The organism is Pseudonocardia zijingensis, assembly GCF_042657305.1.
GTDB lineage: Bacteria > Actinomycetota > Actinomycetes > Mycobacteriales > Pseudonocardiaceae > Pseudonocardia > Pseudonocardia zijingensis.
Window position 1 is genome coordinate 59161 of sequence record NZ_JBHSKO010000030.1, and the last position, 26713, is coordinate 85873.

Below are 26713 nucleotides of genomic sequence, written 5' to 3' on the forward strand. Positions count from 1 at the left end.
CTTACCTCCGGGTTGCGGTGAAGGTGGAGTTGCACTCCTGCTGCAGGGCGACGTCCGCCCACATGGGGTGCTGGGGAGCCGCGTTGGAGCAGACGACCGTGCCCCACGCGCCGCGGTCGCGGGCGTAGCGCACGGCGTCGCGGCAGATCTGCGCGCCGACCGGGCCCTCCTCGAACGTGCCGCGCAGCGGCGTGTAACCGACCCAGCCCTCGCCGAGCACGAGCGGCACCCCGTGCGCGGCCGCCCAGTCGGCGGCGACGTCGAGCCAGAGGCGCAGCTTCTCGTCCATCGCCACCCGGTACTCGCCGTAGTGGTCGTAGAGCCAGCGGTCGAAGGCGTCCGGATCGCACCAGTCGTGGACGTACACCTCAGCGGCCTGCACGATCGTCGCGTCGAGCCGCCAGCCGTGCTGCTCGTCCAGGGTCCACTGCGCGATCGGCGGGGCACCGGGCCGCAGCAGGGCGGCCGCGGCCTCCTGCGGGAAGTCCGCGACGGGGCCGCGCAGCCCGAACTCCTCGATCAGGGCGCCGAGCACGCCGTAGACGTAGGGGTGCACGGCGAGCACGTCGATGTTCTCGGGGATCCCGCGCATGCTCGCGTGCGGAACGCCGCCGTAGTTCACGGTGCACGGACGGTCGGGGTGGCGCGCCTTGAAGACGTCGACCGCCTTCTCCAGCGGCGGGCCGAGCTCGAGCACCGCCTGGTTGCGCTCCACGCCCTCGGCGAGGTGCCCGACCTGCACCTCGTTGTGGATCTCGGTGAACGCGACGCGGTCGTCGAGGCCCTCGGCGATCAGGAGGTCGATCAGATCGGCGTGGGCGGCAGCCAGGCGCTCGGGGCGTTCGGCGGGCGGCACCGCGCGCAGCGCGTCCCACCAGGCGGAGTCGGCGCCGAACGACGCGCTCTGCTGGTACTCCCACGACGAGACGATCACGTAGCAGTCGTGGCGGCGCGCGGCGCGGAACAGCTCGAGCAGGTGTTCGCGTGCGTCGATCGTGGTCGGCGCCTTCACGTCGTACCAGCGCATGCCCTGCCCGTACTCGCCGCCGAGGCGTTCCAGCCGCAACGCGGTGGGGTCGAGGCCGGAGCCGAAGAGCAAGAACGGCATCGCGCAGATCCGCACGGTGTTGTAGCCGCGCTCGACGGCCTGGGCGAAGGCGGCGTCGAGGTCCTCGAACGGCTCCCCCGGCCCGGTGCGCACGTACCAGGAGAAGTCCCAGAGGGTGATCGTCAGGCGGTCGGGCAGGTGAGCGGGGATCGTCATCGCGCGTCCTCCAGGAGGGGGTGCAGGGCGCCGGCGAGCTCCAGCGCGTCGAGGTGGTGCGGGTCGTCGGCCAGCAGCGCGTCGAGGCGCTCGCGGGCCCGGTCGGGTGCGCCGTCGAGCACGTCGAGCTGCGCGCGCAGGAACGCGACGCGGCGCCGGCGCGCCACTGCCGGGTCCTCGGCGAACAGCAGCAGGGACGGCAGGGAGGTCGCGAAGTAGTCGACGACGGCCGGCGCCGCCTCCAGCTCGTCGACCCACGCGCGCAGCGACTCCGTGCGCGCCGCGGCCTCGGCGTCGCGGCCCAGGCGGCGCAGGGCGAGCACCGAGGAGTAGGTGGCCTCGGAGTGCGGGTCGGCCGACATCGCGAGGAAGTCGCCGTCGCGGGCCGCGAGCTCCCACGCGGCGCGCGCGGCGTCCTCGTCCCCCGCGGCGGCGAGCGCGTCGCCGCGCACCAGGTGCAGCGCCGCGGTGCTGGCGAGCGGGTGGCGGGCCTCGCCGAGGGACGCGGGCGGGTCGAGCGCGGCGTCGATCGCGGCCACGGCGCTCGCGCCCGGCCGGGCCGCCGCCAGCCGGCACAGCCGGTCCCACGCCCGCAGCACCTCGCCCTCGCCGCCCTCCCACGGCTGGAACGTGCGGCCCAGCAGCAGTGCCCGGGCCTCCTCCAGCCGGCCCGCGGTGAGCAGGAGATGCGCGAGCGCGACGGTGGCGTCGTCGCGGGTCTCGACGAGCCCGCGCACGTCCAGCAGCCGGTCGAGCCGCCGCTCCGGCGGCACGCCGCGGCGGGCGTCGAGCTGGTCGCTCTCGAAGGCCAGCCGGGCGTCGGCACCCGCCACGGCGAGCGCGCGGTCGTACGCGGCGCGCGCCTCGTCGGCGTCGCCGAGGTGGTTCCAGGCGGCCAGGCCGACGTTGCGCCAGACCACCGGGTCGGACGGGTCGAGCGCCGCGCTCGCCCGCCAGGCGGCGATCGCGTCGTCGGCGCGGCCCACGGCGTAGTACCAGTGGCCGCGCAGGGCGAGGGCTTGAGGATCCGCCTGGCCCGCCCGCTCCAGCACCGCGACGTCGTCCAACCGAGACGGAAAACACCAGGTCAGAGCCCGTGAGTGGATACGAGTGCCAGAGCACTCGTTACCACTCACGGGTAGGGCGGCGCGGTGGTAGCTGATCAGCGGCCCGGCGGCGGTCTGGCCGAGCGCACGGTCGGCCTCGCGGTCCGCGGCCACGTCGAGCACCCGCAGCGCGGCGTCGTGCTCGCCGACGCCCGCGTACTCGAGCGCGACGTCCAGGCAGGTCTGCGAGTCGGTGGTGAGCGGCAGCCCGGCGAGGTCGCGGCTCCACCAGTCGAGCGGATCGAGCGCGAGCGTGTCGCGGAGCAGCACATCGGCCTCGTCGGCACGGCCGGTGCGGCGCAGCAGCAGCGCCCGGAGCGCGCGGGCCTGCAGGTGCTCCGGTTCGGTGCGCAGGACGTCGGCCAGCCGGTCGAGCGCCACGGCGTCGCGGCCGGCGGCGGCGTCGATACGGGCCATCCGGTAGCCGGCGGGCGCGCGCCAGGCCCGCACCCACGACGTGGTCCCGTACCGGGCGTAGGCCTCCTCCGGACGGCCCGTGCGCTCCAGCACCAGCCCCAGCAGGTAGTGCGCGGTGGTGTCGGACGGGTTGGGGTTGCGCGCGGTCAGGCGCTCGACGGCTGCGGTGAGCAGCTCCTCCGCCTCGACGAACTCGGCCCGCCGGTAGGCGCGCGCGGCGAGCCCGACCCTGCTCGCGACGTGGCCGGGGTCGCGGCGCAGCGCCTCGCGCCAGTACGGCTCGGGCGAGCGCGTGGCGTGCCGGTACTGCTCGAGGTGGGCGCCGATCAGCGCGAGCTCCTCGACCGACGCCACGTCGGCCGGGGCGGGCGGCTCGGTGGCGGGCACAGCGCCGGGCGCGTCCGGCACGTACGAGTCCCAGGCGACCAGCTCCTGCCCGCCGTGCAGGACCCGCACCCGGAAGCGCTCCGGCACGTCGAGCGCGACCCGGCCCCGATGGGGCGCACCCGGCGCGGCGTCGGCCGTGGTCTCGGCCAGGACGGCTCCCGCCGCGTCCTCGAGAAGGATCCGGCAGCCGGGCCGCTCCGCGGTGACCGCGAGCCCGACCCGCACCCCGCCGTCCTCGACGTCCACCCGCACGGCGGCGTCCACCGTGGCCGCGTGCACCGGGCCGATCTCCTGGATCGGGTACCAGACCTGGGAGAACACCTTCGTCTCGCCGGGGGCGATGAACGAGAAGTCGGGCTGGTTGTCGGTGAACACCCCGGCCATCAGCTCGACGTAGGCGGCGCCGTCGTCGCCGAGGTTGCGGTCCCACGCGTGGCCGAACGCGGAGTTGCCCCACGTCCACTGCTTCTTGCCGACGGCCAGGTGCGGGTCGGCCACGTGCACGAACCCGGCGCGGGCCGCGTGGTCGTAGCCGCCGAAGAAGCCCTCGCGGCTGCCCACGCACATGTATGAGGTGGGCACGGGGATGTTGCGGTACCAGTCGAGGCGGTCGCCGCCCGTGTCGCGCCGGGCGGCGTAGTCGATCCCGTAGTACGGGCGGTCCGCGGCCGGGAACGCGGTCACCGCGCGCTTGGCGTGGTCGGCCACCACGCGCACGTCCCGCGGGAAGAACGACTGGTACTCGTCGTGCACGCGGGCGGCGACGTTGGCCCACCACAGGAACGTCTGCGTGATCTCGCTGCGGTTGTACAGCCGCACCCGCAGCTCGACGGCCGCGCGGTCGGGCCGCAGCCGCACCCCGTGCATCCCCTTCATCCGGGCGAACGGGTCGTGGTCGGAGCACCACACGGTGACCGCGCCGTCGGGATCGTGCTCGATCTCGACGTCGGTGGGCAGGAAGGTGGCGGGGCGGTGGTGCTGCGGCCAGTTGAACTCGACGCCGCCCGCGATCCACGGCCCGGCCAGGCCCACGAGCGCAGGCTTGACCACCTCGTTGCGGTAGAAGAAGTCGTAGCCCGCGCTGCGGTCGTACCCGACGTGGATGCGCCCGCCGAGCTCGGGCAGCACCATGATCCGCACCCAGCGGTTCTCCAGGTGCACCGCCTCCCACTCGTGGGGCATGGCGGTGGAGCTGATCCGGTCGTGGAACGGGAGCGGGTACACCCGGCCCGACGACCCCTGGTAGACGCGCCGGCCCAGGTAGGCCGGGTAGCGGTCGGGCGGCTCGGGCAGGTAGCTGTCGATCGTCACCCGCTCCCGCCAGGCGGCCACCCCCGCGTCCGCCAGCGCGGCGGGCCGGTCCGGGAGCTGCATCCGGGACTCACCTTCGAGCACGCCGCGACGCTACGAGCGCGCACCCTGCGAGGGGCATGGGCGATTCGACCGAGATGCCTGGACGATTCGACGGTGCCGCATAGTCTGGGCGGGTGCTGCTCCCCGACGGCTTCCCCGGCCAGCGGCTGCGGGTGCTCCCCCGCCCACTCGTCGCGTCGGCGCTGCGCAGGCCCCCGACGTCCGGGCTGCTCGTCACCGACGCCGGCTACTTCCCCCGCGCGGCGAACCACGGCCGACGTCGCCCGGAGGGTGCTCCGGAGGCGATCGTGATCGTGTGCGTCGACGGGTACGGCCGGTGCGAGGCGGGCGGCCGCACCACGGTCGTCGGCCCGGGCGAGGCGCTCGTCGTACCGCCGGACCTCCCGCACGTCTACCTCGCCGAACCCGGCCGCCCATGGACGATCTGGTGGCTGCACGCGACCGGCACCCAGGTGCCCGAGCTCCTGTCGGTGATCGCACCGGACGGGCGCGAGACCCTCGTCGAGCTCCACGACGCGTACCGCGCGGTCGCCACGATCGACGACGCCATCGCCTGCTTCGAGCGCGACGAGACGCTCCCCAGCCTGATCTCGGCCGCCGGGGCGGGCTGGACGCTGCTCGCCCAGCTCGCCGCCGACGTCACCGCAGGCGCCCCGCAGCGCACCGAGCCGGTGCGCCAGGCCCAGGACTACCTGCGCCGCAACTTCGCCAAGCCGCTCAGCGTGGCCGAGCTCGCCCGCACCGCGGGACTGTCGCCGTCGCACTTCTCGGCGCTCTTCCGCGCGGCCACCGGCGGCGGCGTGGTGGAGTACACGAAGCGGCTGCGGATGGCCCGGGCGCGCGAGCTGCTCATCACGTCGTCGCGCGACATCGGCGACATCGCCGAGGCCGTCGGGTACGCCGACGCCTTCTACTTCTCGCGCCAGTTCCGCACGGTCCACGGGTGCAGCCCGAGCGACTACCGAAGCGAGCACCGGCGGCAGGGCCGCTGAGGCGGTCGGTCCCGCGCGGGCTCCCGCCGGTTCAGGAAAGCCACATTCAAGGCCTCTCCGGCCCTGAATGTGGCTTTCCTGAACTTCCCCCGCCTCAGCCGCCCGGCGCCACCAGCACCTGCTGGCCCTCCCGCAGCCCGGACACGACCTCCGTGACGCTGTCGCCCGCGAGGCCGAGCTCGACCTGCACCTGCCGCTGCGCCCCGTCCGGCTCCAGCACGGTGACGATGCCGCTCCCCCCGCTCTGCAGGAGCGCGGCGTTGGGCACGGCGAGGATGTCGTCGCGCTCGTCCACCACCACGTTGGCCGAGGCCGTGAGGCCGTCGCGCAGCCGGGGGTCGAGCTCGCTCAGCACGATCACGGCGTAGTAGCTGGTGACGCCCTGCAGGTCGGTGCCGCTCGGCGCGATGCTGACCACCCGGCCGGTGCGGGTGAGGTCGGGGATCGCGTCGAAGGTCACCTCGACCTCCTGGTTCGGCTCCACGAGCGCCGCGTCGGTCTCCGCGAACGGAACCACCATCTGGAAGCTCTGGACGTCGCTGAGCACGATGAACGACGCGCCGCCGGGCCGTTCGCCGTCCTCGGAACCCCGGTCGCTCGCCGACACCCCGGACCCGCGCTCGGGCAGCGGCACCCGGCCGCCCGGCGCGAGCGGGGTGGTGCCGGAGCCGCCGCCGACGAATTCGCCGACCACCCCGTTGATGCTCGCGACCTTGCCCCCGACGGGCGCCCGCAGCACCGTGTCCTCCACCACGCGGCGCGCCTTGTCCACGTCGATCTGCAGCTGCGCCACCACCGCGGTCTGCTCGTCGATGTCGTGGGGGCGCACGCCGCGCGCGCCCTTGGCTTCGTTCTTCGCGGCCTCCAGGTCGCGGCGGGCGTTCTCGATCGCCAGGTCCTGCTCGGCCCGGTCGACGCGCCGCTGGTTCTCCGCCTTCTCGAGGGCCGCCTCGCTGGCCCGCACCTGACGCTCGGCCGCCTCGACCTCGGTCTCCTTCTGCGCGGCCACCTCGCAGTCGTCGGATCCCGCGTCGCGCCCGGAGAACTCGAAGAACGACCCGCTGTCGTCCTCCGCCTCCCGCTCGGCCGCCCTGCGGTCGTCGGCCGTGCAGGACCGCCGGTCCGCCCGGGTCCGGGCCCTGGTGTCCTCCAGGACCTCCTCGTCCAGCTCGAGCTGCTTCTCCGCCTCCTCCACGGCGGAGGCGTTGGCGTCGTCGATCGCCTCGGCCCGCTCCTTCGTGGCCTTCAGGACCGCGCTCGCCCGCTCGGCGTCGTCCTCGGCGGCGCCCACGTCGTTGCCGTCGCGGATGCGGGCCAGCACCGCCCGCTCCTGGGCGAGCTGCGCCTCGGCCGAGGCGAGGTCGCGTTGCGCCACGAAGTCGTCGATCCGGGCGAGGACCTGCCCCGCCTCGACCTGCTGGCCGACCGCGACGTCGACGGCCACGAGCTTGCCGCCCTCCGGGAAGCCCAGGTTCTGCTCGGTGATGGCCTGCAGCGACCCGGTCGCGTTCACCGTCGACGTCACGCTCGTGCGCGTCACCTTCACCGTGAGCGGCTCGGACTCCGCACTGGTGCACCCGGCCAGCAGCAGCACGAGTGCCGCGGCGGCGAGGCGACGGACGGCGGTTCGGGTGGTCATTCGTACCTCAACGCTTCGATGGGGCGGAGTCGGGCGGCGCGCTTCGCGGGGTAGGCGCCGAAGAACAGGCCGATGCACAGGCTCACGGTGAACGCGAGGAACACCGACGGGATGGACAGCTGTGGTGGGGCGAAGTCGCCGAACGCGGTGCCGAACCGCTCGCCCAGCAGGCACAGCACGACGCCGAGGACGACGCCGACCGTCCCGCCGATGCCCGACAGCACGGTCGACTCGACGAGGAACTGTTCGAGCACCGTGCGGCGCCGGGCGCCGAGCGCCTTGCGAAGGCCGATCTCGCGGGTCCGCTCGGTGACCGTCACCAGCATGATGTTCATGACGCCGATGCCGCCGACGAGCAGCGCGATCGCGGCGATCGACGCGAGGAAGATCGTGAAGACCTCGGTGACCTCGCCGTACTGCTCGAGCAGGTCGAGGTTCGAGCGGACCTCGAAGTCCTTCTGGGTCGGGTCGTCGATCCGGTGCGACTGCATGAGCACCCGGGCGATCTTCGCCATCGCCGCGGGCACGGCGTCCTGGCCGGTGGCCTGCACCACGAGCTGGTCCACCCGGTCGTCCGCGCCGCCGTCCACCAGGTAGGTGCGCGCCGTCGTGATCGGCATGACCGCGATGTCGTCCTGCTGCCCGTTGGATTCGAGCGCGCCGACGACCTCGAACGTCTGCGTCCCGATGCGCACCTGCTGCCCCAGTGCGGCCGCCGGGATGCCGGCGAAGAGCTCCTGCACGGGGCGCGGCCCGAGCACCACCACGCGCGCGCGGGTGCGCACCTGCGACTCGCTGAAGAACTTCCCGACGTCGATCGTCCGGTTGAGGGCCGCCGGGTAGTCCTGCGACGAGCCGACGATGCTGGTGCGCCAGGTGCCGTACGGCCCCTTCAGCACCGCGCTCGCCTGCTTGACCGGCGTCACCGTGACGAACCGCGGCGCCTCGTTCGACTCGCGCAGAGCCTCGACGTCCCGGTCGGTCAGCGGCTGGCTGCGGCCGCCCTCGGACACGCTGCCGCGGGCCTGGAAGACGCCGATCAGGTTGGTGCCCAGCGCCTCCAGCTGGGAGTTCAGCCGCGCGGACGTGCCGTTGCCGAGCGCGACCAGCAGGATCACGGCGGCGACGCCGATCATGATGCCGAGCATGGTCAGCATCGAGCGCAGGCGGTTGGCGCGCAGGCCGCGCCACGCCATGACGATGGCCAGTCGCAGCGTCACGCGTCGGCCTCCGCCCGCACGCCGTAGGCGGGGATCTCGCGGGTGACGTCCGCGGCGATGTCGTCCGGGGCGCCGCTGCGGGTGTCGCTGACGATCCGGCCGTCGCGCAACCGCACCACCCGGCGGGCGTACGCGGCGATCTCCTCCTCGTGGGTGATGAGCACGACGGTCCGCCCCGCCTCGCAGAGCCGGCCCAGCATCTCCGCGATCTCGCAGCTGGCCTCCGTGTCGAGGTTCCCCGTCGGTTCGTCGGCGAGGATCATCGTCGGGCGCGTGACCAGCGCACGCGCGATGGCCACCCGCTGCTGCTGCCCACCGGAGAGCTGGTTGGGCAGGTGGTGTGCGCGGTCGGCGAGGCCGACCTCCTCCAGCGCGCGCAGGGCCCGCGTTCGGCGCGCCCGCTGGTTGCCGTACACGAGCGGCAGCTCGACGTTGGCGAGCGCCGTGGTGCGCGGCAGCAGGTTGTACGACTGGAAGACCAGCCCGACCTTGCGGTTGCGGATGTCGGCGAGCTCGTCGTCGCTCATCCCCGAGACGTCGATGCCGTCGAGCAGGTAGCGGCCCTCGCTCGGCAGGTCGAGGCAGCCGAGGATGTTCATCATCGTGCTCTTGCCGGAGCCGGACGGCCCCATGATCGCCACGAAGTCGCCTTCGTCGACGGTGAGCTCGACCCCCTGGAGCGCCCGGACCTCTGCCTCCCCCGCTCGGTAGCTCTTCCCGACACCTTCGAGCCTGATCATCGGATTGCGGATCACCCTTCCCGTCGCGCGCCCGTGCGCAGCCGGTCCGGTCGTCGCGGGCGGATGCCCCCGCCCCGTGGACACGTCCTCAACGAAGGCCCATGAGGGCTGTTACGTCATCCGCCACGTATTCACCCCGCCGAGTCGGCGATCACGCATGCGAACACACTCCGCGTCCGGCTCACGTTCAGAATGGGTGACGACAGCACTCCCGAAAGCTGAATCACACGGATGTCAGTTCGCTATTCAACAAGACCCACCCGGCAGCGTGATCCCCATCACGGCACGTGTTCGAAATCAGCCGTGACAACCCATCCGGGTGGGATGAGCGGTCGAGGGGGCCGCACCACTGGACACGGGTCAGGAGGCCGACTACTCCTGTGTTCCGGAACGGACCACGTTCCGCAATCACAACCAAGGAGAGCAAGATGCTTCGTAAGACCCGTGTCGTGTCCGCTGCAGCTGCTTTTGCTCTGACGGGGGCGGCGCTCTTCGGTGGGGCCGCAATGGCAGGAGGCCACGGTCACATCGATAATACGGGCGGCGCCGGTGGCGCCGGTGGCGCTGCCAGTTCGCAGTGCCTGATCCCGATCGGCGTCTCCCTCGGCGCGATCGTCGGCTCGGGTGGCGACGTCTCCCAGTGCAACGCGGCCGGCGGTGCCGGTGGTGCCGGTGGCACCGGGGCCGACTACTGACAGCCCTCCCACCTGCGTAGTGGTGGTGCAGGCCCCCGGGCTCGTCGGGGGCCTGCACCACGCCCAGGTTAACCCCTCCCTCATCGGGCGATCCGACGCCCGCCGCGACTCGTCCCGGCCCGGCACCGGACCGGGCACAGCCTTCCCGGCGCGGGGGCTCCCGCCGCCGGGTTTCGTCATGTCAGAAACCCTGAAAGGAAATGAACGCTCGATGAACGCGTCCGCACGACGGAGTGCCCTCATCCTCTCCGCATTCGCAATGGTCGCCTCCACGCTCTACGGCGGCCTCGCCCTCGCCGGCGGTTACGAGAACGGCACCACCGAGAATTCAGGCGGCCCCGGCGGGCCGGGCGGCACCGCCAATTCCCAGTGTCTGATCCCGATCGGTATCTCACTGGGTCTGCTCGGCCAGGGTGGCGACGTTTCTCAGTGCAACGCGAACGGGGGCACCGGCGGCACGGGCGGCACCGGTGCCGAGTACTGAGCAATGGCATCGACCATGAAACCGAACAATGGACAAACCTTTTGCCGGTCGATGCTCGGGATCGCCGTCGCGATGATCATCGGACTCGGGTTCGCGGCATCGGTCGGGCTGGCCCACGCCGGCGACGAGCCCGGCAGCGTCGGCGCGCCGGGCGACGACGGTGAGGACGTCACCTGCACCTCGCACTACCTGCGCCCGGCGAACGCGCCCCTCTGCAACGCGGTGGGCGGGGACGGCGAGGACGGCGCCACCGGGGCGCGGCGGTGACCACCCCTGAGGCAGACCGCGAACCAGGAGGAGGTGCGCTCGTGCGGCGCTCCATGATCGGCATCGTCACGGCGGCCGCGGCCGTCGCGCTGTTCGGTGGTGCGGCCCAGGCCGGCGACCCGAAGAACCAGGACGGCCCGCCCGGCCGGCCGGGCACGGGCACCGCCACCTGCCGCTGGCTGCCGCCCACGGAGGACCACTTCATCCTCCAGTGCACGGCCACCGGCGGCCAGGGCGGCGCCGGTGGGGCATCCACCGACTACTGATCCCCCTGACCGCGGGCCCGCAGCCCGGGCCCGCGGTCGGGGCACGACGAGGGGAACGACGACGATGGCCGAGGTCGACACACCCGGTGCCGACGAGCCGGCGGCACGCACGCCGCGACGGATCCGGCGTGGCCCCGTGCTGCTCGTCGTCGCGCTGGTGCTGCTGGCGCTGCTCCCGGTGTTCGTCGCGCGGGTCTACGTCATCCCGTCCGGCTCGATGGAACGCACGCTGCACGGATGCCCGGGCTGCACCAACGACCGCGTGCTGGTCGACAAGCTGGCCTACCGGTTCTCCGCCCCCGAACCCGGCGACGTCGTGGTCTTCACCGTGCCGGGCACCTGGACCAGCAGCGAACTCGAGGTGCCCACCGGCAGCGGCAACCCCCTCGTGGACGCCGTGCGGCAGCTCGGCGCGCTCGTGGGCGTCCACACCGCGGCCGAGACCGTGTACGTCAAGCGCGTGATCGCCGTCGGCGGGCAGACCGTGGCCTGCTGCGACGACCGCAACCGGCTCGTCGTCGACGGCGTCGGTGTCGACGAGCCCTTCCTCTACTTCCTCCCCGACGCCGGCCCACCGCGGCAGGCTGAGTTCGGGCCCGTCCACGTGCCCGACGGGGAGCTGTGGCTCATGGGCGACAGCCGCAACGACTCGGTCGACTCCCGTGCCGAGGGCACTGGCCCGGTGCCCGCCTCCCAGGTCATCGGCAAGGCCCGGTTCGTCGTGTGGCCGCCCGACCGCATCGGCGGCATCCGCTGAGCCTCAGGGCAGCGTGAGGATCTCCACGCCGTCGGCCGTGACCAGCACCGTGTGCTCGAACTGCGCCGTACGCGAGCGGTCCTTCGTGACGACCGTCCACCCGTCGTCCCAGATGTCGTAGTCGATCGAGCCCAGCGTGATCATCGGCTCGATCGTGAACGTCATGCCCGTCTCGAGCACGGTGTCGACGCTCGGCTCGTCGTAGTGCAGCACCACGAGGCCGCTGTGGAATGCCCGCCCGATGCCGTGGCCGGTGAAGTCGCGCACCACGCCGTACCCGAACCGCTTGGCGTAGGACTCGATCACCCGCCCGACGACGTTGAGCTCCCGGCCCGGCCGCACCGCCTTGATCGCCCGCATCGTGGCCTCGCGGGTGCGCTCGACGAGCAGGCGGTCCTCCTCGCTCACGTCGCCGGCGAGGAACGTGGCGTTGGTGTCGCCGTGGACGCCGTCGATGTAGGCGGTGACATCGATGTTGACGATGTCGCCGTCCTGGATGACCGTCGAGTCCGGGATGCCGTGGCAGATCACCTCGTTGAGGCTCGTGCAGCACGACTTGGGGAAGCCCCGGTAGCCCAGCGTGGACGGGTAGGCGTCGTGGGCCACGAGGAACTCGTGCACCACGCGGTCGACCTCGTCGGTGGTGACGCCCGGCGCCACCACCTTCCCGCCCACCTCGAGCGCCTGCGCGGCGATCTTCCCGGCCACCCGCATGCGCTCGATGACCTCGGGCGTCTGCACCCACGGGTCGTCGTTGCGCTCCGGGCGCTTCTTGCCGACGTACTCGGGCCGCGCGATGTGGGCGGGCACGGGCCGGATCGGCGAGACGGTGCCGGGGGTGAGCAGCGTGCGGGCGGGCATGACCCCCAGTCTATGCAGGCGCGCGGACCGGCGACCTCCCACTCGGCAGGGCCCCGCTCACACACCGACTGCAACCGATGTGCCGACACCACAACCGATGTGCGAGCCGCCGACGCCGGTCGCCGGCCCAGGCACCGCCTCGCTCGCACGCGCGACCGGCGCGCCGCCACAACCCGCGCGCAAGCGCCCGAAGCCTGCTCACACACCACCTCTGGCGCTCACACACCGACTACAACCGATGTGCCAACACCACACCTTGTGTGCGACCACCCGGCGCCGCACCCCGGCCGCTTACACACAACCCCACGCACCCACACACCGACTACAACCGATGTGTGAGCACCACGACCGGTGTGCAAGCCGTCAGCGGCGTTGCTCGGAGGCGGCGAACGCCCGGAGGATCCGTTCGACCACCACGTCGAAGCGGTCGAGCTCGTCCCAGGTCCAGCGGACGACCCGGAGGCCGAGGTCACGCAGCTCGTCCTCCCGCAGCTTCTCCTGCACCACGACCTCGGCCGGGTCCTGCCCCGGCTTCAGCAGTCGCCCGTACTTGGCCAGCCCGTCGAACTCCCCCACGGTGGCCTGCTCGGGCCAGCCGAAGTCGACCTCGAAGGTCCGCCCGACCCCCTGCACCTTCCACTGGAGCACCGGCGGCGGCAGCCCGGCCCGCTGCATCGCGAGGCGGCTGCGGGTCTCGCCGGCGCTGTGGCTGCGGCCGTCCGCGAGCGCGAGGACCCGGCGTGCCTGGGGAACCCCGGGCCACCCCGCGCAGCGAGCGACGGCGCGGGCGAGCCCGTCGCGGTCGACGAGGTGCTTGTGCAGCGCGCTGTCGGCCGTCGCCACCGCGGCGTCGAGGTCGGCGGTGCGGGCGACGTCCACGACGGTGCGCGCCGGCGCGGTGACGAGCACGCCTGCGTGCTCGACCACCTCGTGGGGCGCCAGTGGGGCCGCGTGCAGGTGCACACCGCCGCCGACCCGGCCACCCGTGCGCCGGTCGCGGGTGCGGTGGACCCGGTCGAGCCGCTGGCCCCACGTCGACATCCCGTGCAGCACCGCGGCCGAGACGTGGCTCAGGACCCCGTCGCCGGCGTGCCGCTCCTCGTGCACCCCCGCGAGCAGCGCGTGGAGCGCCTCGAAGCGGGGCCGATTGCCCGGCGCCTCGACGTACGCGCCGCGGCCGACCCGCAGCAGCTCCCCGATCCGCTCGCGGCGGCGCAGCTCGTGGTCGGTCCAACCGGCGGCGATGAGCTGCCGTCGCAAGATGATCTGCGGGCTGTCCATGCGGCGAGAATGCCTCCGCGCCCGGCCCTGCGGGCCCGAATGGCGAAACTCGCCGCTCCCACACCACCTCTGGTGCCCACACACCGACTGCAACCGATGTGCCGGCACCACACCTTGTGTGCGAGCACCTCGCGACCCGCGGCCGGTCGCTCACACACCACCTCTGGTGCTCGCACACCGGCTGCAACCGATGTGTCGGCGCCACAACCGATGTGCCAGCCAGTGCCTCGCGAGCCACCGAATCCGGCGAGCGACCACGACGCCGGCGTCCGCCGCCCCCTCGGCCCTCCGCCCGCCCACACACCGGTTGTGGTGCTCACACACTGGCTGCAACCGATGTGCCGGCACCACAGCTCGTGTGTGAGCACCTCACCCGGCTCGGCTGCGCGCCCATGCGCGCCCATGCGCGCCCATGCGCGCCCACCGCACCGGATGCGCCCAGTCCGACGGCTCTGCCGGATCGCTCACACACCACCTCGCGCGCTCACACACCAACTACAACCGATGTGCCGGCACCACAACTGATGTGCGAGCAGCCCGAGAGTCGCCCGGGGGCGGGCCGGATCAGTGCAGCGCGCGCTGCCTCGCCCGCAGGGACACGACGGCGGAGAGGGCGCGCCACCCCAGGAGGAGGACGGCGAGCGCGATGGCGGTGACCACCACGAAGCTGCCCGGCGGGACGGCGCCGGCGAAGCCGGCCCGGATCAGCAGGCCGATGCCGACAGTGCCTGCCCAGACGGTGAGGGCGGCCCTCGCGCCGACCGGCTGGGTGCGCACGGCTCGCGTGGCCCACATCGCCCCGAGGCCGACGAGGAAGGGTGCTGCGGTGCCGAGGAGGCCGAGGAGGTCGTCGGGTTCTGCGTGGCTCATGCGGCCGATGGCGGCGAACACCACGACGGCGACGACGTCTGCCACGATCGCGAGCGCGGGTATCCGCCGGGGCGACATGCGGTCCAGGGTAACGCCGGGGCTGGGCCCGGGCATCCCCTTCAGCCGATCGCGGACAGGAAGCGCTGCGCGACGTCGACGGCGGGGGCGGACGACGCACCGTCGACGACCAGCACGGCGAAGGCCACGTCACCGCGGTATCCCATGAACCAGCCGTGGGCGCGGCCGTCGCCGGTGAACTCGGCGGTGCCGGTCTTGCCGTAGACCTCACCCAGGCCGGCGAGGGCGCCCGCGGTGCCTTCGGTGACCACGGCCCGCATCATCACGCGCAGCTGGTCGAGGGTGGCCGGGTTCGGGGTGGTGGCGGGGACGAGGACCTCGGTGGGGCGGTCGCGGATGAGCTGGGGCACGACCGGCCCGCCGCGCGCCACCACCGCGGCTCCGAGTGCGACGCCGAACGGGCTGGCCAGCACCTGGCCCTGCCCGAACCCGTTCTCGGCGCGCAGCACCTCCTCGGCGGAGGAGGGCACGGAACCGGTGATGGTGCGGATGCCGCGGACGGCGTAGTCGGCGCCCAGGCCGTAGCGCAGCGCGGCCGCGGGCAGGGCGCCGGGGTCGAGCTGCACCGCGAGCTGCGCGAACGTGGTGTTGCAGGAGCGGGCGAACGCGGTGCGCAGCGGCACCGTGCCCAGGTCGAACCGGCCGGCGTTGGGCACGACGCGGCCGCCGATGACGGTGGTGCCAGGGCACGGGACCGGCGTGTCGAGGGTGAGCCCGTCCTCCTCGATCGCGGCCGTGGCCGTGGCCACCTTGAACGTGGAGCCCGGCGGGTAACGGCCGGTGAGTGCGAGGGGGCCCTCGGCGTCGGCGGCGGGGTTCTGGGCGACGGCGAGGAGGTCGCCGGTGGACGCCGAGACGGCCACGAGCATCGCCTGCTGCACCAGCGGTTCGACGGCGTCCTCGGCCGCGGACTGGATCGCGCGGTCCATCCCGACGGCGACGGTGGTGCCGGCCTGCGGCGCGTGCTCGGCGAGGGTGCGGACGGCGCTGCCGCTGCTGTCGACGATCGAGACCGACCAGCCGGGCACGCCCTTGAGCTGGTCGGCGGCCTCGTCGCGGACGCCGGTGAGCACCTGCCTGCCGAAGTCGGAGTTCGGCGCGAGGAGGCGCTCCGACGTGGTGAACCGCACGCCGGGCAGGTGGTGGATGGCGTTCTTGACCTGGGCGTAGTCGGTCTCGCGCAGCACCGCCACGGTGTAGGCCTGCCCGTCGGGGGTGCGCGCTGCCCCGTTGGTGATGGACTCCTGCGTGATGCGGGGATCGAACGGCGAGAGCGCCGCGGCGAGGTCGCCGGTGACCGCGGGCAGGTCCCCGGTGGCGCGCCGGTCGAGCAGCACGGCGACCACCGTGGTGGCCTCGAGCAGCGGCGCCCCGTTGCGGTCGACCACGGGTGCCGGGGACGGCGCCTGGCTGCGCAGGGTGAGCCGTTGCCCGGCGGCGAGGTCGGGGTGCACCACGGTGGGCGCCCAGTGCACCCGCCAGCCCTCCTCGGTGTCGGGCGCGGGGACCAGCTCCAGCTCTCCGAGGTACTGCCAGCTGCGGTGGCGATCGAAGACCCAGCTGATGTCGACGGCCGCGGTGGCGCTGTCGGCGTCGGTGCGCACCTGGCCGAGCGTGGCCGCGAGGCTCTCCGGGGCGAGGGCCTTGCGCGTGCCGGAGAGCAACTCCTCGGCGCGTGCCGGGTCGTCGGTGAGCGCCGCGGCACGCGCGTCGTCGCCCGCCGACCAGGCGGCGAGGAACGCGGCGGCGGTGTCCTCGGGCCCTGGACCGTCGAACAACCCGCAGCCGGCCGTGGCGAGGAGCACGCCGAGCACGGCGGCCAGGGCGGTGGTCGAGCGGGCGCGCGGCACGGGGCGAGTATGCCGAGGCGCCCCGACGCCGCCGGGCTTCACCCGGCCGTGTCGCGGGCCTCGAACACGGTGCACCGGCGGGTGGCGGTGCGGCGGACGTCGGGGAAGCGGGCCCGCAGCGCGTCCTCGATGCGTTGCAGCAGCTCCTCGCGGAGCAGGAGCGGGCGGGAGGCGCGGGACGGGCGCTCCCCGCCGTGCCAGCTGAGGATGAGCCACCCGCCCGGGCGCAGGACGCGCCGCAGCTCCTCCACCCCGGCGTCCAGGTCGGGCCAGATCGCCACGGTGTTGACGCTCACCACGACGTCGACCGAGGCATCCGGCAGCCCGGTGGCGGCCGCGGCGCCCGCCCGGACCTCGAGCCGCCCGTCGGCGATCGCGCCGGCGTGCGCGCGGATCGCGAGCGCCCGCATCTCGCGGGAGGGCTCCACCGCGGTGACGTGCCGCGCGGTGCGGCCGAGCAGGCCGAGCAGCACGCCGGGGCCGGGGCCGACCTCGAGGACGTCCAGGCCCGTGAGCGGCCCGAGCAGGTGTGCGATCTCGCGCTGCTGGGCACGGTTGAGCAGCCGCATGAGCCGGCCGCCGAGCGTGCCGAGTCGCCCGGCCGGCAGCGCGGCGAAGGAGTTCGGCGCCGTGCCGGTGGTCCAGGACGGCGGTGTCGCTACAGCCATGCACCCACAGTGGCCCGCTGGGCCCGGTGACGCCCGGTCTAGTCTGCGGGCGGCCCCGAAGGACGACGTTGAAGAGGACGAGCCCTCCGCATGCAGATCCACACCACACCGCTCCCCGGCTCGGCGCTGGTCGACCTGAAGCTCCTGGAGGACGACCGCGGCTTCTTCGCCCGGGCCTTCTGCCGCCAGGAGTTCATCGACGCGGGCCTCGAGCCGCTCGTCGAGCAGGCCAACATCTCGTTCAACCACAAGGCGGGCACGCTGCGCGGGTTCCACTACCAGCTGGAGCCGAACGCGGAGACGAAGTTCATCCGCTGCTACCGGGGCGCGATCTGGGACGTGATCGTCGACCTGCGCCCCGAGTCGCCCACCTACCTGAAGTGGTTCGGCGCCGAGCTCACCGAGGACAACCGCACCGCGATGTACGTGCCGCGCAACTTCGCGCACGCCTACATCACGCTCACCGACAAGGCCGAGGTCATGTACCAGGTCTCCACGGCGTACACGCCGGGCGCCGAGCGCGGGCTGCGCTGGGACGACCCGGCGATCGGCGTCGAGTGGCCGATCCAGCCGGCCGTCATCTCGGAGAAGGACGCGGCGTGGCCGCTGCTGTCCGAGGTCTCGGTGGAGGCCCGCTGATGCTGATCCTGGACACCGCGCTCGCCCGCCGCGAGGCCGAGGACCGCCCGATCCGCGTCGGCATGATCGGCGCCGGCTTCATGGGCCGGGGGCTGGCCAACCAGATCATCAACTCCGTGCCGGGGATGCGGCTGGTGGCGATCGCCAACCGCACCGGCGCCAACGCCGAGCGCGCCTTCACCGAGGCCGGCGTGGAGGCGGTCCGCGTGGAGAACGCCGACCAGGTCGACGCCGCCATCGAGAAGGGCACCCCCGCCGTCCTCGAGGACGCGTTCGAGCTGATCAAGGCCGTGCACCTGGACTGCGTCGTGGACGTCACCGGCGCCGTCGAGTTCGGCGCCCGCGTCACGGTGGCGGCCATCGAGCGCGGCCTGCCCGTCGTCACGATGAACGCGGAGCTGGACGGCACCGTCGGCCCGCTGCTGGCCCACCGCGCCCGCGCGGCCGGGGTGGTGCTCACCGGGTGCGACGGCGACCAGCCGGGCGTGCAGGCCAACCTCATGCGGTTCGTCAAGGGCCTCGGGGTCACCCCGCTCGTGGCGGGCAACATCAAGGGCCTGCAGGACGAGTACCGCACCCCCACCACGCAGAAGGCGTTCGCCGAGAAGTGGGGCCAGGACCCGTACATGGTCACGAGCTTCGCCGACGGCACGAAGATCTCCTTCGAGCAGGCGATCGTGGCGAACGCGTTCGGGCTCACCGTGCCCAAGCGCGGCATGAACGGCTGGGACCACGAGGGCCACGTCGACGAGCTCACCACCCGCTACGACGTCGACGAGCTGCGCGAGAAGGGCGGCATCGTCGACTACGTGGTGAAGTCGAAGCCGAGCCCCGGCGTGTTCGTGCTCGGCACGCACGACGACCCGAAGCAGCGCCACTACCTGAACCTGTACAAGCTGGGCGAGGGCCCGCTGTACAGCTTCTACACGCCCTACCACCTGTGCCACTTCGAGGTGCCCAACTCGGTGGTGCGCGCGGTCGACTTCGCCGACCCCGCGCTCTCGCCGCCCGCCGGCCCGCACGTGGACGTCGTCGCCACGGCGAAGCAGGACCTCAAGGCCGGCCACACCCTCGACGGGCTGGGCGGCTACGACACCTACGGCGTGGCCGAGTCCACCCCGGTCACCCGCTCGGAGCGGCTCCTGCCGATGGGCGTGGCCGAGGGCTGCGTGCTCACGCGCGACGTGGCGAAGGACGAGGTGCTGACCTACGCCGACGTCACGCTGCCCCCCGGGCGGCTGGTGGACCAGCTGCGCGAGGAGCAGGAGAAGCTCTTCGGCTGAGCCCCTCCCCCACCTGCCCCGTATGCCAGCATGGTGGCTTTACTGGCGTAATCGGCCAGCAAAGCCACCATGCTGGCGTTTGGGCCGGGGGCGCGGCCGCGGGGCCGCCTCAGACCTCTGCTGGGGTGCTGCGGGAGGCCAGCGCGTGGTCCACGCTGTAGCGGCCTGCGCCCACCGCGGCGAGCAGCAGTGCCGCCGCGCCGATCACGCCCACGAGCTCCCAGCCGCCGTCGCTCGCCATCACGCCGTTGCCCACGTGGACGAGCAGGGCCGCGCCGAGCATGTCGAGCACGACGAGGACGCCGACGAGGGCGGTGCCCGCGCCGACGAGCAGCAGCGCCCCGCCGACCAGCTCCACGATCCCCGCGTAGGCGGCCGACACCGGCGCGAGCGGGACGCCCATCTTGCCGAAGCCCTCCGCGGTGGCGCCGAGACCGTTGCTGACGACCTTCTGCCAGCCGTGCGCGATCAGCACCACGCCGAGCAGCAGCCGCGCGACCAGCAGCGCGGCATCGCGGGCGGACGGGGGCAGCGTACGGATCACGGAGGTCTCCTCAGATGGGTGAGCATTGAACAGTTGCGCGTTCATCTTATGAGGGACCGGCGTATCGACGGTGTGTGATCCCGGCGGGCTACTCGGCGTCGCCCTGCCGCCGCTCGATGAGCACCCCGAGGCCGTCGAGCACGCGTTGGAGCCCGAACTCGAAGTGGTCGAACATCGAGTTGAAGGCGCCCGCCTCGCCCACCTTCGTGAGCATCGGCAGCTCCCCTGCCACCACGGCGGGCCCGACGTACTCGGACTGGATCTCCCACCACTCCTCGTCGCTGATACCCGTGCGGTCGGCGGCCTGCATGGCCTCGATGGTGGTCTTGGCCAGCCCGGCGACGAACGAGCTGAGCACGACAACGGCCCCGAGCATCTCCTCCTCGGTGAGGCCGATCTCGTCGACGGCCCGCAGCGCGATGTCGGTGGAGCGCATGGAGTTGGGCCCGAGCATCGGACGACCCTGGGCGATCTGCAGCATCCAGGGATGGCGCAGGTAGAGGGCCCATTCCTGGCGCCCGCACGCCTCGAGGCGCTCCCGCCAGCCGCCCGCGACGGTGTCGTCGGAGCCGAGGTCCTCGCTGTAGACCTCGTCGACCATCAGGTCCACGAGCTCCGACTTCCCCGGCACGTACCGGTAGAGCGACATCGCCCCGACGCCCAGCGCGGCCGCGATGCGGCGCATCGAGAGCGCCACCAGCCCCTCGGCGTCGGCCAGGTCGATGGCGGCCCGCACGATCGTGGCGACGGACAGGCCCGGCTTCGGCCCGCGCGTCGGTTCGGGCGCCCCGCCCCACATCAGCTGAAGGCTGCGCCGAACGGCGGCACCGCCGTCAGCCCGATCAGCCGTCTCGTCTCGTGGCATCGCCCGGAATCCTAAAATTGGGTACGTTGTACTAATCGTTGTGTACAGTGTACACAGAGATTGTCAGACAGACGCAGCCACCCTCAGGTGCGCGGCGAGCGCCGTGACCGCCGCACCCGGCTCCCCCGGGCCCCACGCCAGCAACTGCCTGCGCCGGGCCCACGGGTCCTGCAACGCGCAGACCTCCACCCGCCCGTCGCCGTCGGCGGCCCGGCGCGGCACCACCGCCAGACCCACCCCGGCCGCTGCCAGCGCGACGAGGACGTTGATGTCGGAGACCGTGGTGCGGTGGCGCGCCGCCGGGGCGTGCGGGCCGAGGTGCCGCTCGATCCAGCGCCGCAGCGACGATCCCGCGTCGAGTCCGACCATGGGGTGCTCGGCCGCCTCCCGGTAGCTCATCGTGGTCCGGCCCGCGAGGATCCCACCCGCCTGGCCGACCACCACGATGGAGTCGTCCCCGAGCGGCTCGGTCCGGATGTCGGCGTCGCCCGCCTCGTCGTCGATCACGACTCCCAGGTCGGCAGCGCCGTCGGCGAGCGTACGCAAGGTCTGCGGCGTGCGGCTCTCCCGGACCTCGACGTCGGCGTCGGGGTGCTCACGCAGGAACGCGATCAGCGCCTGCGGCACGAGCCGGTGCATCGCGGAGCCGCCCGCCAGCAGCCGCACCGGCGCGTCCGCACGCCGGCAGTAGCTCGCGACGGCCCCGTCGAGGCGCGCCACCTGCGCCAGGACGTCACGGGCGTGCCGGGCCAGCGTCGTGCCCGCCGGAGTGGGCCGCACGCCCCGCCTGCCGCGCACGAGCAGGGTGACACCCGCGTGGTGTTCGAGGGCCCGGACCCGCGCGCTCGCCGAAGGCAGGCTGAGGTGCATCCGGCGCGCCCCGGCCGTGATCGACCCCTCTTCCACGACGTGCAGGAACAGGCGAAGGTCGTCGAGGTCGTAACGCACAGGCTCAGCCTAAGGCCCAGCCAGAGGCTACCTACGGGGATCGCGCATTGTGGATCTCCCCGCGGCGCGCCGATCCTCGACCGGTGTCCGCGATCCTCCTCGTCCTGCTGGCCGGTGTCGCCGCCGGCGCGTTGAACGCCGTCGGTGGTGGCGGCACCTTCGTCGCGCTGCCGGCGCTCGTGGCAGCCGGGCTCGCGCCCGTGACGGCCAACGCCGCGACGACCGTGGCCCTTGTGCCCGCCGCTGCCGCCGGCGCGTGGGTCTACCGCCGGGACGTGCAGCCCGTCGGGCCGACACCCACGTGGGCGCTGACGGCCGTCAGCGCGGGCGGCGGCGCCGCCGGGGCCGTGCTGCTGCTCGCGCTGCCCTCGGAGTCCTTCGACGTCGCGGTGCCGTGGCTGCTCGCGTTCGCCACCGCGGTGCTCGCGTTCGGGCGCGCCGGCCTGCGAGCCGTCACCGCCGCGCTCGGCCGCCCCGTCAGGATGGGCCCGCGGACCGTCCTCGCCTGCCAGTTCGCGCTCGCGGTGTACGGCGGGTACTTCGGGGGCGCGGTCGGCATCCTCATGCTGGCCCTGTGGGGCGTCGGGCTCGGCATCGACGCGGCCGCCGGCAACCCGATGCGGGTGGCCCAGCTCGCCGCCGTCTACGTCCCGGCCGCGGCACTGTTCCTCGCGGCCTCCGACGTGCCCCGCGCCCCGCTCCTGCCCGCCGTCGTCCTCCTGGGTGCGCTGGCAGGCGGCGTGGCGGGCGCCCACCTCGTGCGGCGCCTGCCCGCCCGCGCGCTGCGCGGGGTGGTGCTGACCACGGCTGTCGCGATGACGGTGCTCTACTTCCTACGCGGGTGACGGCCCGCCACGGCGAGACCGGCACGGCCACCGCACAAACCGGTTCGGGACGGCACACACCGCCCGGCATGTGTGCGGGCCCGACCCGGTGTGTGCGGTGCGTCCTGGGTTCCGCGGAACTCGACGGCCGGCGGGAAGGCTGCGGTGGGCGCGCCGTACCCGGCCGGTAGGCCGCGGCCTTCCCTTGCGCCGCAGGCCTCGCGGGCGAGACCCCCGTTCTCGCGTTGATCTCCCGTCGGGCGGGTGGCCAGGTGGGCATCACTACCGGACCCCGTGGTTGCGCTGACGGCGGTTCCCGGCGCGGCGGCACGCCCGTTCCGGGTGACCGGCCTGCGGGCGGCCACTCAACCGGCTGTGGTCCCGTTCCGCGTCACTCCCGTGACCGGCGCGCCGCTCGTTCGGGATCGGCTTGCGTCCGCGGAAGGGTTCCGCGGAACCTCGGGTGGGGCGGGCTCGTCACCCCGGCGGGCGGGTCCACAGACCGCGGGGGCCGCGGTAGTGCATGCCCCGGTACGGGCGGTTGACCGCCTCCTTCACCCACTCCCACGCCTCGGCCTCGGAGTCGGCCCACCCGTGCGAGGTTTTCCCGTCCTCCAGCACCACCGTCCAGCGGTAGCGCTCGGCCCGCTCGCTCCACCGCACCGACGCCCGGCCCTGCTGCCGGACGATCATCAGCCGCGCTTCCGCCTCGTCTGCCGCCTCACCCATCGCGAACCCGCCTCCCGGTACCACGGTCATCCAGAACGCCATGTTCGGGAGACTATCGAACATTGCACCCACTTACGACCAGTACTGCCCTGATGCGCCAAGTTGCGCCAGTTCACGGTCGACCAGAGCGGGTAACCGACCGAGCATGATCGGCGTGCCCGCCGAACGCCTGCTCACCGCTGCGGAGTTGGCGGTCGAGCTGAGGGTGAACGTGAAGACTGTCCGCGCGTGGGCGCGTTCAGGCAGGATCACGCCGACCGCGGTCACCCCGGGCGGGCAGTACCGCTTCCGCCTGGACGACGTGCTCGAGCAGCTCAAGCAGCCCCGGCCGCGCCGGGACCCCTGACGCGACCCGTCAGAAGAGGATGGTGGCGAAGCTGCCGATTTGCGTGAACCCGATCCGCTTGTACGCGGCGCGGGCGACGTGGTTGAACCCGTTGACGTAGAGGCTCGACACGCGCCCCATGGCGGCGAGGCGCTCGGCGACGGCGGCCGTGCCGGTGGTGCCCAGGCCGTGGCCGCGGCGGCCGGGGTGCACCCAGACGCCCTGGATCTGCCCGACCTGCCCGGACAGCGCCCCGATCTCGGCCTTGAACACGACCTCGCCGTTCTCGAACCGCGCGAAGGCGCGCCCGGCGGCGACCAGCTCGGCCACCCGGGCGCGGTAGCCGACGCCGCCGTCGCCGAGGCGCGGGTCGATGCCGACCTCCTCGGTGAACATCGCGATCGCGGCCGGGAGGTAGCGGTCGAGCTCGGCGGGCTGAACGGCGCGCACGTACGGGTCGGGGTCCACGGCGGGCGGGCCGGCCAGCGCCATCAGCGGCTGGTCGGCCCGCACCTCGCGGGCGGGCGCCCAGTGGGGTGCGAGGTCGTCCCAGAGCGGCAACACCAGCTCGGCGCGGCCGACCACGGACGAGCACGTGCGCCCGTGGCGACGGGCGCGGTCGGCGAAACTGCGCAGCGCGGCGCGGTCGCCGCGCAGCGGCACGAGGTTGGCGCCGGAGAAGCAGAGACCGTCGAACCGCGGCCCGACCGCCCAGAGCTCACCCCCGAGACGCCACGGGTCCAACCCCGCCACCTCGACGCGGGCGGCGACCATGCAGGCGGCCACCGGATCGTCGTCCAGGACTGCGCGCACCCCTGCGCGGTCCCGGTCGTCGAGGAGCCGCGCTCCGGCGAGACGAAGCACCCCCCAACGATGCCAGACGCTCGTGCTCGTGCCCACGACGGGATCTGCCGTTTCAGCCGACGGTGACCTGGGGGCTGCCCTCGCCGTCGACCGACTCGGCGATCTTCATCGCTTCCTCGATCAAGGTCTCGACGATGGCGTGCTCGGGAACGGTCTTGATCACTTCGCCCTTGACGAAGATCTGGCCCTTGCCGTTGCCGGACGCGACGCCGAGATCGGCCTCCCTGGCCTCTCCCGGGCCGTTCACGACGCAGCCCATGACGGCGACCCGCAGCGGCACCTCCATGCCGGTGAGACCGGCGGTGACCTCGTCGGCGAGCTTGTAGACGTCCACCTGCGCGCGCCCGCACGACGGGCAGGAGACGATCTCCAGCTTGCGCGGGCGGAGGTTGAGCGACTGCAGGATCTGCGTGCCGACCTTGATCTCCTCCACCGGCGGCGCGGAGAGCGAGACGCGGATCGTGTCGCCGATGCCCTGGCGCAGCAGCGCCCCGAACGCGACGGCGGACTTGATGGTGCCCTGGAACGCGGGCCCGGCCTCGGTGACGCCCAGGTGCAGCGGGTAGTCGCAGGACTCGGCGAGCAGCTCGTAGGCCCTGACCATGACGACAGGGTCGTTGTGCTTGACCGAGATCTTGATGTCGTGGAAGTCGTGCTCGGCGAACAGGCTCGCCTCCCACAGCGCCGACTCCACCAGCGCCTCGGGCGTGGCCTTGCCGTGCTTCTCCAGCAGGCGCTTGTCGAGCGAGCCCGCGTTGACGCCGATGCGGATCGGGGTGCCGTGGTCCTTCGCGGCGGCCGCGATCTCCTTGACCTTGTCGTCGAACTTGCGGATGTTGCCCGGGTTCACCCGCACAGCCGCGCAGCCCGCCTCGATGGCGGCGAAGACGTACTTGGGCTGGAAGTGGATGTCGGCGATCACCGGGATCTGCGACTTGCGCGCGATCGCCGGGAGCGCGTCGGCGTCGTCCTGGCTCGGGCAGGCGACGCGCACGATGTCGCAGCCCGACGCGGTGAGCTCGGCGATCTGCTGCAGGGTGGCGTTGACGTCGGCGGTGAGGGTGGTGGTCATCGACTGCACCGAGATCGGCGAATCCGATCCGACGCCGACCGAGCCGACCTGCAGCTGGCGGGTCTTGCGACGGGGGGCCAGGGTCGGGGCCGGCGGTGCGGGCATGCCGAGTGAGACGCTCACGACGCCCAGTATCCCCGTCGCCTCCGGGGCCCGCCGCCGACGGTGGCCGGGGACACGGCGCGATCGCCGGACCTGGGCTCACGCTGCCGATTTTCCGAAAGCGCCACGGCAGCACCGGGTCCGGGCGATCCTGTCGTCCGTGGCCGCCAACCGGGAGCTCCTCGCGCTGCTCACCAGCCAGGACGGGCTGATCACCGCCGCCCGGGCGGCCGGCTGCGGCCTCGCGGAACGGTCCCTCGAACGCCGGGCGGGCACCGAGGGCTGGAGGCGGGTGGCCCCACGCGTCTTCCTCGCGGCCGGGCAGCGCCTCACCGACCGCGGTCGCGTCCGGGCCGCCGGGCTGTGGGCCGGGGAGCGGGGCGCGGTCTCCGGGCCGCCGCGGCGTGGTGGCACGGCATGCCGGTGGTGGTGCCGGCGCAGATCGAGGTCACGGTGCCGCGGCGGGTCGGGCTGCGTGCCCACCGCGGCGTCCGGATCCGCCGCCGCGACCTCCCCGCCGCCGACGTGGTGACGACCAACGGCATCCGGTGCACCGCCGCCCCGCTCACGGCCCTCGAGACGGCGCTCGTGGTGCCGGACGGGTCGGCGTTCCTCGACCGGGCGCTCCAGAAGCACGTCCCGTTCGAGGCGGTGTACGAGGCGTACTGCCGCACCATCGGCGCCCGCGGCAGCGCGCGTCTCGCGGATCTGCTGGCCGGGTCGGCCGATCGCGCCGACTCCGCCTCCGAACGGATCCTGATCTCCCTGCTCCGCGACGCCGGCATCACCGGCTGGGAGCGCGGGCGGCCGTTCGAGCGGTGGCTCATCGACATCGCGTTCCCCGGGGCCATGCTCGCCGTCGAGGTCGACTCGTGGGCCTGGCACGTGGACGTCGACCGCTTCCTGGCCGACCGCCGCAAGGGCAACGCCCTCGTGCGTGCCGGGTGGAAGCTGCTGCGCTCCACCTGGCACGACCTCACGGGCCGGCCGGCTCACGTGATCGCCGAGATCCGCGCCGCCCTCGACGCCGCCGCCACCGCATGATCGCCGGACCGGCGCGTTTCCCGACACCCGGCGACTCTGCTGGCTAATTGGGTCAGGCGGCCAGGGTCTGGTCGAGTCGGGTGAGGTGGCTGGTTCGGGTGCGGTCCAGAGGGTGGCCGTGCCAGTAGCCATGCAGGCGGATGAGGTTGAGCGCGACGGCGGAGAACACGTGCTCGAGCCGGGTTTTGGGCAAGCCGCGGTAGCGGGCTCGGCGCAGGCCGGTGACCGTTACCGCCTGGCTGATGGTGCCCTCGACAC

The 26713-nt window shown here is 73.3% G+C and carries 29 protein-coding genes; 12 read left to right on the forward strand and 17 right to left on the reverse strand.

Annotated features, from left to right (window positions below; translation table 11 throughout):
• Nucleotide 1 precedes the first annotated feature (1 nt).
• Together ACFPL3_RS36660 and ACFPL3_RS36665 are read right to left on the reverse strand one after the other, a co-directional pair.
• A complete protein-coding gene (locus ACFPL3_RS36660; protein ID WP_343945952.1) occupies nucleotides 2-1264 on the reverse strand; it encodes a cellulase-like family protein in 1263 nt (420 codons plus the stop codon).
• Complete coding sequence (locus tag ACFPL3_RS36665; RefSeq protein WP_379590483.1) at nucleotides 1261-4569, reverse strand: DUF5107 domain-containing protein; 3309 nt, start codon at nucleotides 4567-4569, stop codon at nucleotides 1261-1263. Before ACFPL3_RS36665 ends, ACFPL3_RS36660 begins: the two co-directional genes overlap by 4 nt.
• A gap of 92 nt (nucleotides 4570-4661) precedes the next feature.
• Between ACFPL3_RS36665 and ACFPL3_RS36670 the strand changes: the two genes are divergently transcribed.
• Nucleotides 4662-5540 carry an AraC family transcriptional regulator gene (locus tag ACFPL3_RS36670; RefSeq protein ID WP_343942226.1) on the forward strand — a complete coding sequence of 293 codons (879 nt, stop codon included), beginning with the start codon at nucleotides 4662-4664 and terminating at the stop codon, nucleotides 5538-5540.
• A gap of 94 nt (nucleotides 5541-5634) precedes the next feature.
• Here ACFPL3_RS36670 and ACFPL3_RS36675 read toward each other — a convergent pair whose 3' ends face one another.
• The 3 genes from ACFPL3_RS36675 to ACFPL3_RS36685 are packed head-to-tail and all read right to left on the reverse strand — an operon-like array spanning nucleotide 5635 to nucleotide 9139.
• Nucleotides 5635-7179 (reverse strand): efflux RND transporter periplasmic adaptor subunit, encoded by a 1545-nt coding sequence (locus ACFPL3_RS36675; protein ID WP_343942225.1) that lies wholly within the window; start codon nucleotides 7177-7179, stop codon nucleotides 5635-5637.
• Nucleotides 7176-8399: an ABC transporter permease gene (locus tag ACFPL3_RS36680; RefSeq protein WP_343942224.1), complete on the reverse strand. Its 1224-nt coding sequence runs from the start codon at nucleotides 8397-8399 to the stop codon at nucleotides 7176-7178. The genes ACFPL3_RS36675 and ACFPL3_RS36680 overlap by 4 nt, the downstream gene beginning before the upstream one ends.
• Nucleotides 8396-9139: an ABC transporter ATP-binding protein gene (locus ACFPL3_RS36685; protein WP_343942223.1), complete on the reverse strand. Its 744-nt coding sequence runs from the start codon at nucleotides 9137-9139 to the stop codon at nucleotides 8396-8398. Before ACFPL3_RS36685 ends, ACFPL3_RS36680 begins: the two co-directional genes overlap by 4 nt.
• A gap of 428 nt (nucleotides 9140-9567) precedes the next feature.
• Here ACFPL3_RS36685 and ACFPL3_RS36690 point away from each other — a divergent pair, with 428 nt between their 5' ends.
• From ACFPL3_RS36690 to lepB, 5 genes are all read left to right on the forward strand, one after another.
• Nucleotides 9568-9834 (forward strand): hypothetical protein, encoded by a 267-nt coding sequence (locus ACFPL3_RS36690; RefSeq protein WP_343942222.1) that lies wholly within the window; start codon nucleotides 9568-9570, stop codon nucleotides 9832-9834.
• A gap of 178 nt (nucleotides 9835-10012) precedes the next feature.
• A complete protein-coding gene (locus ACFPL3_RS36695) occupies nucleotides 10013-10318 on the forward strand; it encodes a hypothetical protein (protein ID WP_343942221.1) in 306 nt (101 codons plus the stop codon).
• Nucleotides 10319-10369: 51 nt separating this feature from the next.
• Nucleotides 10370-10585, forward strand: a complete 216-nt coding sequence (locus ACFPL3_RS36700) for a hypothetical protein (protein WP_343942220.1) — start codon at nucleotides 10370-10372, stop codon at nucleotides 10583-10585.
• Entirely contained in the window at nucleotides 10582-10851 is a 270-nt protein-coding gene (locus tag ACFPL3_RS36705; protein WP_379590490.1) for a hypothetical protein, read from the forward strand. Before ACFPL3_RS36700 ends, ACFPL3_RS36705 begins: the two co-directional genes overlap by 4 nt.
• 64 nt (nucleotides 10852-10915) lie before the next feature.
• On the forward strand, nucleotides 10916-11608 hold the full coding sequence (gene lepB / locus ACFPL3_RS36710) for a signal peptidase I (RefSeq protein ID WP_343942218.1): 693 nt from the start codon (nucleotides 10916-10918) through the stop codon (nucleotides 11606-11608).
• Between the two features lie 3 nt (nucleotides 11609-11611).
• Here the strand turns inward: lepB and map are convergent, their stop codons facing one another.
• The 5 genes from map to ACFPL3_RS36735 all read right to left on the reverse strand — a co-directional run bounded on the left by map (nucleotide 11612) and on the right by ACFPL3_RS36735 (nucleotide 17216).
• Nucleotides 11612-12469, reverse strand: coding sequence for a type I methionyl aminopeptidase (gene map / locus ACFPL3_RS36715; protein WP_343942217.1), 858 nt, complete (start codon nucleotides 12467-12469; stop codon nucleotides 11612-11614).
• Nucleotides 12470-12832: 363 nt separating this feature from the next.
• Complete coding sequence (locus ACFPL3_RS36720; protein ID WP_343942216.1) at nucleotides 12833-13750, reverse strand: type IV toxin-antitoxin system AbiEi family antitoxin domain-containing protein; 918 nt, start codon at nucleotides 13748-13750, stop codon at nucleotides 12833-12835.
• A 564-nt stretch (nucleotides 13751-14314) separates the two neighbouring features.
• Nucleotides 14315-14698, reverse strand: coding sequence for a DUF3054 domain-containing protein (locus tag ACFPL3_RS36725; RefSeq protein ID WP_343942215.1), 384 nt, complete (start codon nucleotides 14696-14698; stop codon nucleotides 14315-14317).
• 41 nt (nucleotides 14699-14739) lie between these two features.
• Nucleotides 14740-16548, reverse strand: coding sequence for a penicillin-binding transpeptidase domain-containing protein (locus ACFPL3_RS36730; protein ID WP_343942214.1), 1809 nt, complete (start codon nucleotides 16546-16548; stop codon nucleotides 14740-14742).
• 38 nt (nucleotides 16549-16586) lie between these two features.
• Nucleotides 16587-17216 carry a class I SAM-dependent methyltransferase gene (locus ACFPL3_RS36735; protein ID WP_343942213.1) on the reverse strand — a complete coding sequence of 210 codons (630 nt, stop codon included), beginning with the start codon at nucleotides 17214-17216 and terminating at the stop codon, nucleotides 16587-16589.
• Nucleotides 17217-17306: 90 nt separating this feature from the next.
• On the opposite strand from ACFPL3_RS36735, the gene rfbC reads away from it, so the two are divergent.
• Both rfbC and ACFPL3_RS36745 read left to right on the forward strand, forming a co-directional pair.
• Entirely contained in the window at nucleotides 17307-17855 is a 549-nt protein-coding gene (gene rfbC / locus ACFPL3_RS36740) for a dTDP-4-dehydrorhamnose 3,5-epimerase (protein WP_343942212.1), read from the forward strand.
• The gene (locus tag ACFPL3_RS36745; protein ID WP_343942211.1) at nucleotides 17855-19138 is read left to right on the forward strand and encodes an NAD(P)H-dependent oxidoreductase; all 1284 of its coding nucleotides are present in this window, start codon (nucleotides 17855-17857) and stop codon (nucleotides 19136-19138) included. Before rfbC ends, ACFPL3_RS36745 begins: the two co-directional genes overlap by 1 nt.
• 109 nt (nucleotides 19139-19247) lie before the next feature.
• On the opposite strand, the gene ACFPL3_RS36750 is transcribed toward ACFPL3_RS36745, so the two are convergent.
• The 3 genes from ACFPL3_RS36750 to ACFPL3_RS36760 form a co-directional block, all read right to left on the reverse strand.
• Nucleotides 19248-19682, reverse strand: a complete 435-nt coding sequence (locus ACFPL3_RS36750) for a DoxX family protein (protein ID WP_343942210.1) — start codon at nucleotides 19680-19682, stop codon at nucleotides 19248-19250.
• Nucleotides 19683-19770: 88 nt separating this feature from the next.
• Nucleotides 19771-20481, reverse strand: coding sequence for a TetR/AcrR family transcriptional regulator (locus ACFPL3_RS36755; protein WP_343942209.1), 711 nt, complete (start codon nucleotides 20479-20481; stop codon nucleotides 19771-19773).
• Nucleotides 20482-20610: 129 nt separating this feature from the next.
• Entirely contained in the window at nucleotides 20611-21495 is an 885-nt protein-coding gene (locus tag ACFPL3_RS36760) for a LysR family transcriptional regulator (RefSeq protein ID WP_343942208.1), read from the reverse strand.
• A gap of 83 nt (nucleotides 21496-21578) precedes the next feature.
• On the opposite strand from ACFPL3_RS36760, the gene ACFPL3_RS36765 reads away from it, so the two are divergent.
• Complete coding sequence (locus ACFPL3_RS36765; RefSeq protein ID WP_343942207.1) at nucleotides 21579-22340, forward strand: sulfite exporter TauE/SafE family protein; 762 nt, start codon at nucleotides 21579-21581, stop codon at nucleotides 22338-22340.
• Between the two features lie 456 nt (nucleotides 22341-22796).
• Here the strand turns inward: ACFPL3_RS36765 and ACFPL3_RS36770 are convergent, their stop codons facing one another.
• Nucleotides 22797-23090 (reverse strand): hypothetical protein, encoded by a 294-nt coding sequence (locus ACFPL3_RS36770; RefSeq protein ID WP_343942206.1) that lies wholly within the window; start codon nucleotides 23088-23090, stop codon nucleotides 22797-22799.
• A gap of 112 nt (nucleotides 23091-23202) precedes the next feature.
• Here ACFPL3_RS36770 and ACFPL3_RS36775 point away from each other — a divergent pair, with 112 nt between their 5' ends.
• Nucleotides 23203-23394 (forward strand): helix-turn-helix domain-containing protein, encoded by a 192-nt coding sequence (locus ACFPL3_RS36775; protein WP_343942205.1) that lies wholly within the window; start codon nucleotides 23203-23205, stop codon nucleotides 23392-23394.
• 9 nt (nucleotides 23395-23403) lie between these two features.
• Here ACFPL3_RS36775 and ACFPL3_RS36780 read toward each other — a convergent pair whose 3' ends face one another.
• Together ACFPL3_RS36780 and ispG are read right to left on the reverse strand one after the other, a co-directional pair.
• Nucleotides 23404-24237, reverse strand: a complete 834-nt coding sequence (locus ACFPL3_RS36780) for a GNAT family N-acetyltransferase (RefSeq protein ID WP_343942204.1) — start codon at nucleotides 24235-24237, stop codon at nucleotides 23404-23406.
• 52 nt (nucleotides 24238-24289) lie between these two features.
• Entirely contained in the window at nucleotides 24290-25432 is a 1143-nt protein-coding gene (gene ispG / locus ACFPL3_RS36785; protein ID WP_343942203.1) for a flavodoxin-dependent (E)-4-hydroxy-3-methylbut-2-enyl-diphosphate synthase, read from the reverse strand.
• Between the two features lie 139 nt (nucleotides 25433-25571).
• Between ispG and ACFPL3_RS36790 the strand changes: the two genes are divergently transcribed.
• Nucleotides 25572-25943, forward strand: coding sequence for a hypothetical protein (locus ACFPL3_RS36790; RefSeq protein WP_379590497.1), 372 nt, complete (start codon nucleotides 25572-25574; stop codon nucleotides 25941-25943).
• Nucleotides 25829-26455, forward strand: coding sequence for an endonuclease domain-containing protein (locus ACFPL3_RS36795; protein WP_343942202.1), 627 nt, complete (start codon nucleotides 25829-25831; stop codon nucleotides 26453-26455). The genes ACFPL3_RS36790 and ACFPL3_RS36795 overlap by 115 nt, the downstream gene beginning before the upstream one ends.
• 52 nt (nucleotides 26456-26507) lie before the next feature.
• Here ACFPL3_RS36795 and ACFPL3_RS36800 read toward each other — a convergent pair.
• Nucleotides 26508-26713: transposase (locus tag ACFPL3_RS36800; RefSeq protein WP_379590499.1), on the reverse strand; the 206-nt coding region annotated here is incomplete at its 5' end.

Excerpts from the sequence above, each read along its gene's own strand:
- ACFPL3_RS36690 (WP_343942222.1), top strand. The coding sequence starts at position 9,568 with ATGCTTCGTAAGACCCGTGTCGTGTCCGCTGCAGCTGCTTTTGCTCTG.
- map (WP_343942217.1), bottom strand. The coding sequence starts at position 12,469 with ATGCCCGCCCGCACGCTGCTCACCCCCGGCACCGTCTCGCCGATCCGG.
- ACFPL3_RS36795 (WP_343942202.1), top strand. The coding sequence starts at position 25,829 with ATGCCGGTGGTGGTGCCGGCGCAGATCGAGGTCACGGTGCCGCGGCGG.
- ACFPL3_RS36675 (WP_343942225.1), bottom strand. The coding sequence starts at position 7,179 with ATGACCACCCGAACCGCCGTCCGTCGCCTCGCCGCCGCGGCACTCGTG.
- ACFPL3_RS36735 (WP_343942213.1), bottom strand. The coding sequence starts at position 17,216 with ATGGCTGTAGCGACACCGCCGTCCTGGACCACCGGCACGGCGCCGAAC.
- ACFPL3_RS36770 (WP_343942206.1), bottom strand. The coding sequence starts at position 23,090 with ATGGCGTTCTGGATGACCGTGGTACCGGGAGGCGGGTTCGCGATGGGT.
- rfbC (WP_343942212.1), top strand. The coding sequence starts at position 17,307 with ATGCAGATCCACACCACACCGCTCCCCGGCTCGGCGCTGGTCGACCTG.
- ACFPL3_RS36725 (WP_343942215.1), bottom strand. The coding sequence starts at position 14,698 with ATGTCGCCCCGGCGGATACCCGCGCTCGCGATCGTGGCAGACGTCGTC.
- ACFPL3_RS36685 (WP_343942223.1), bottom strand. The coding sequence starts at position 9,139 with ATGATCAGGCTCGAAGGTGTCGGGAAGAGCTACCGAGCGGGGGAGGCA.
- ACFPL3_RS36755 (WP_343942209.1), bottom strand. The coding sequence starts at position 20,481 with ATGTGGGGCGGGGCGCCCGAACCGACGCGCGGGCCGAAGCCGGGCCTG.
- ACFPL3_RS36720 (WP_343942216.1), bottom strand. The coding sequence starts at position 13,750 with ATGGACAGCCCGCAGATCATCTTGCGACGGCAGCTCATCGCCGCCGGT.
- lepB (WP_343942218.1), top strand. The coding sequence starts at position 10,916 with ATGGCCGAGGTCGACACACCCGGTGCCGACGAGCCGGCGGCACGCACG.
- ACFPL3_RS36695 (WP_343942221.1), top strand. The coding sequence starts at position 10,013 with ATGTCAGAAACCCTGAAAGGAAATGAACGCTCGATGAACGCGTCCGCA.
- ACFPL3_RS36660 (WP_343945952.1), bottom strand. The coding sequence starts at position 1,264 with ATGACGATCCCCGCTCACCTGCCCGACCGCCTGACGATCACCCTCTGG.
- ACFPL3_RS36700 (WP_343942220.1), top strand. The coding sequence starts at position 10,370 with ATGCTCGGGATCGCCGTCGCGATGATCATCGGACTCGGGTTCGCGGCA.
- ACFPL3_RS36745 (WP_343942211.1), top strand. The coding sequence starts at position 17,855 with ATGCTGATCCTGGACACCGCGCTCGCCCGCCGCGAGGCCGAGGACCGC.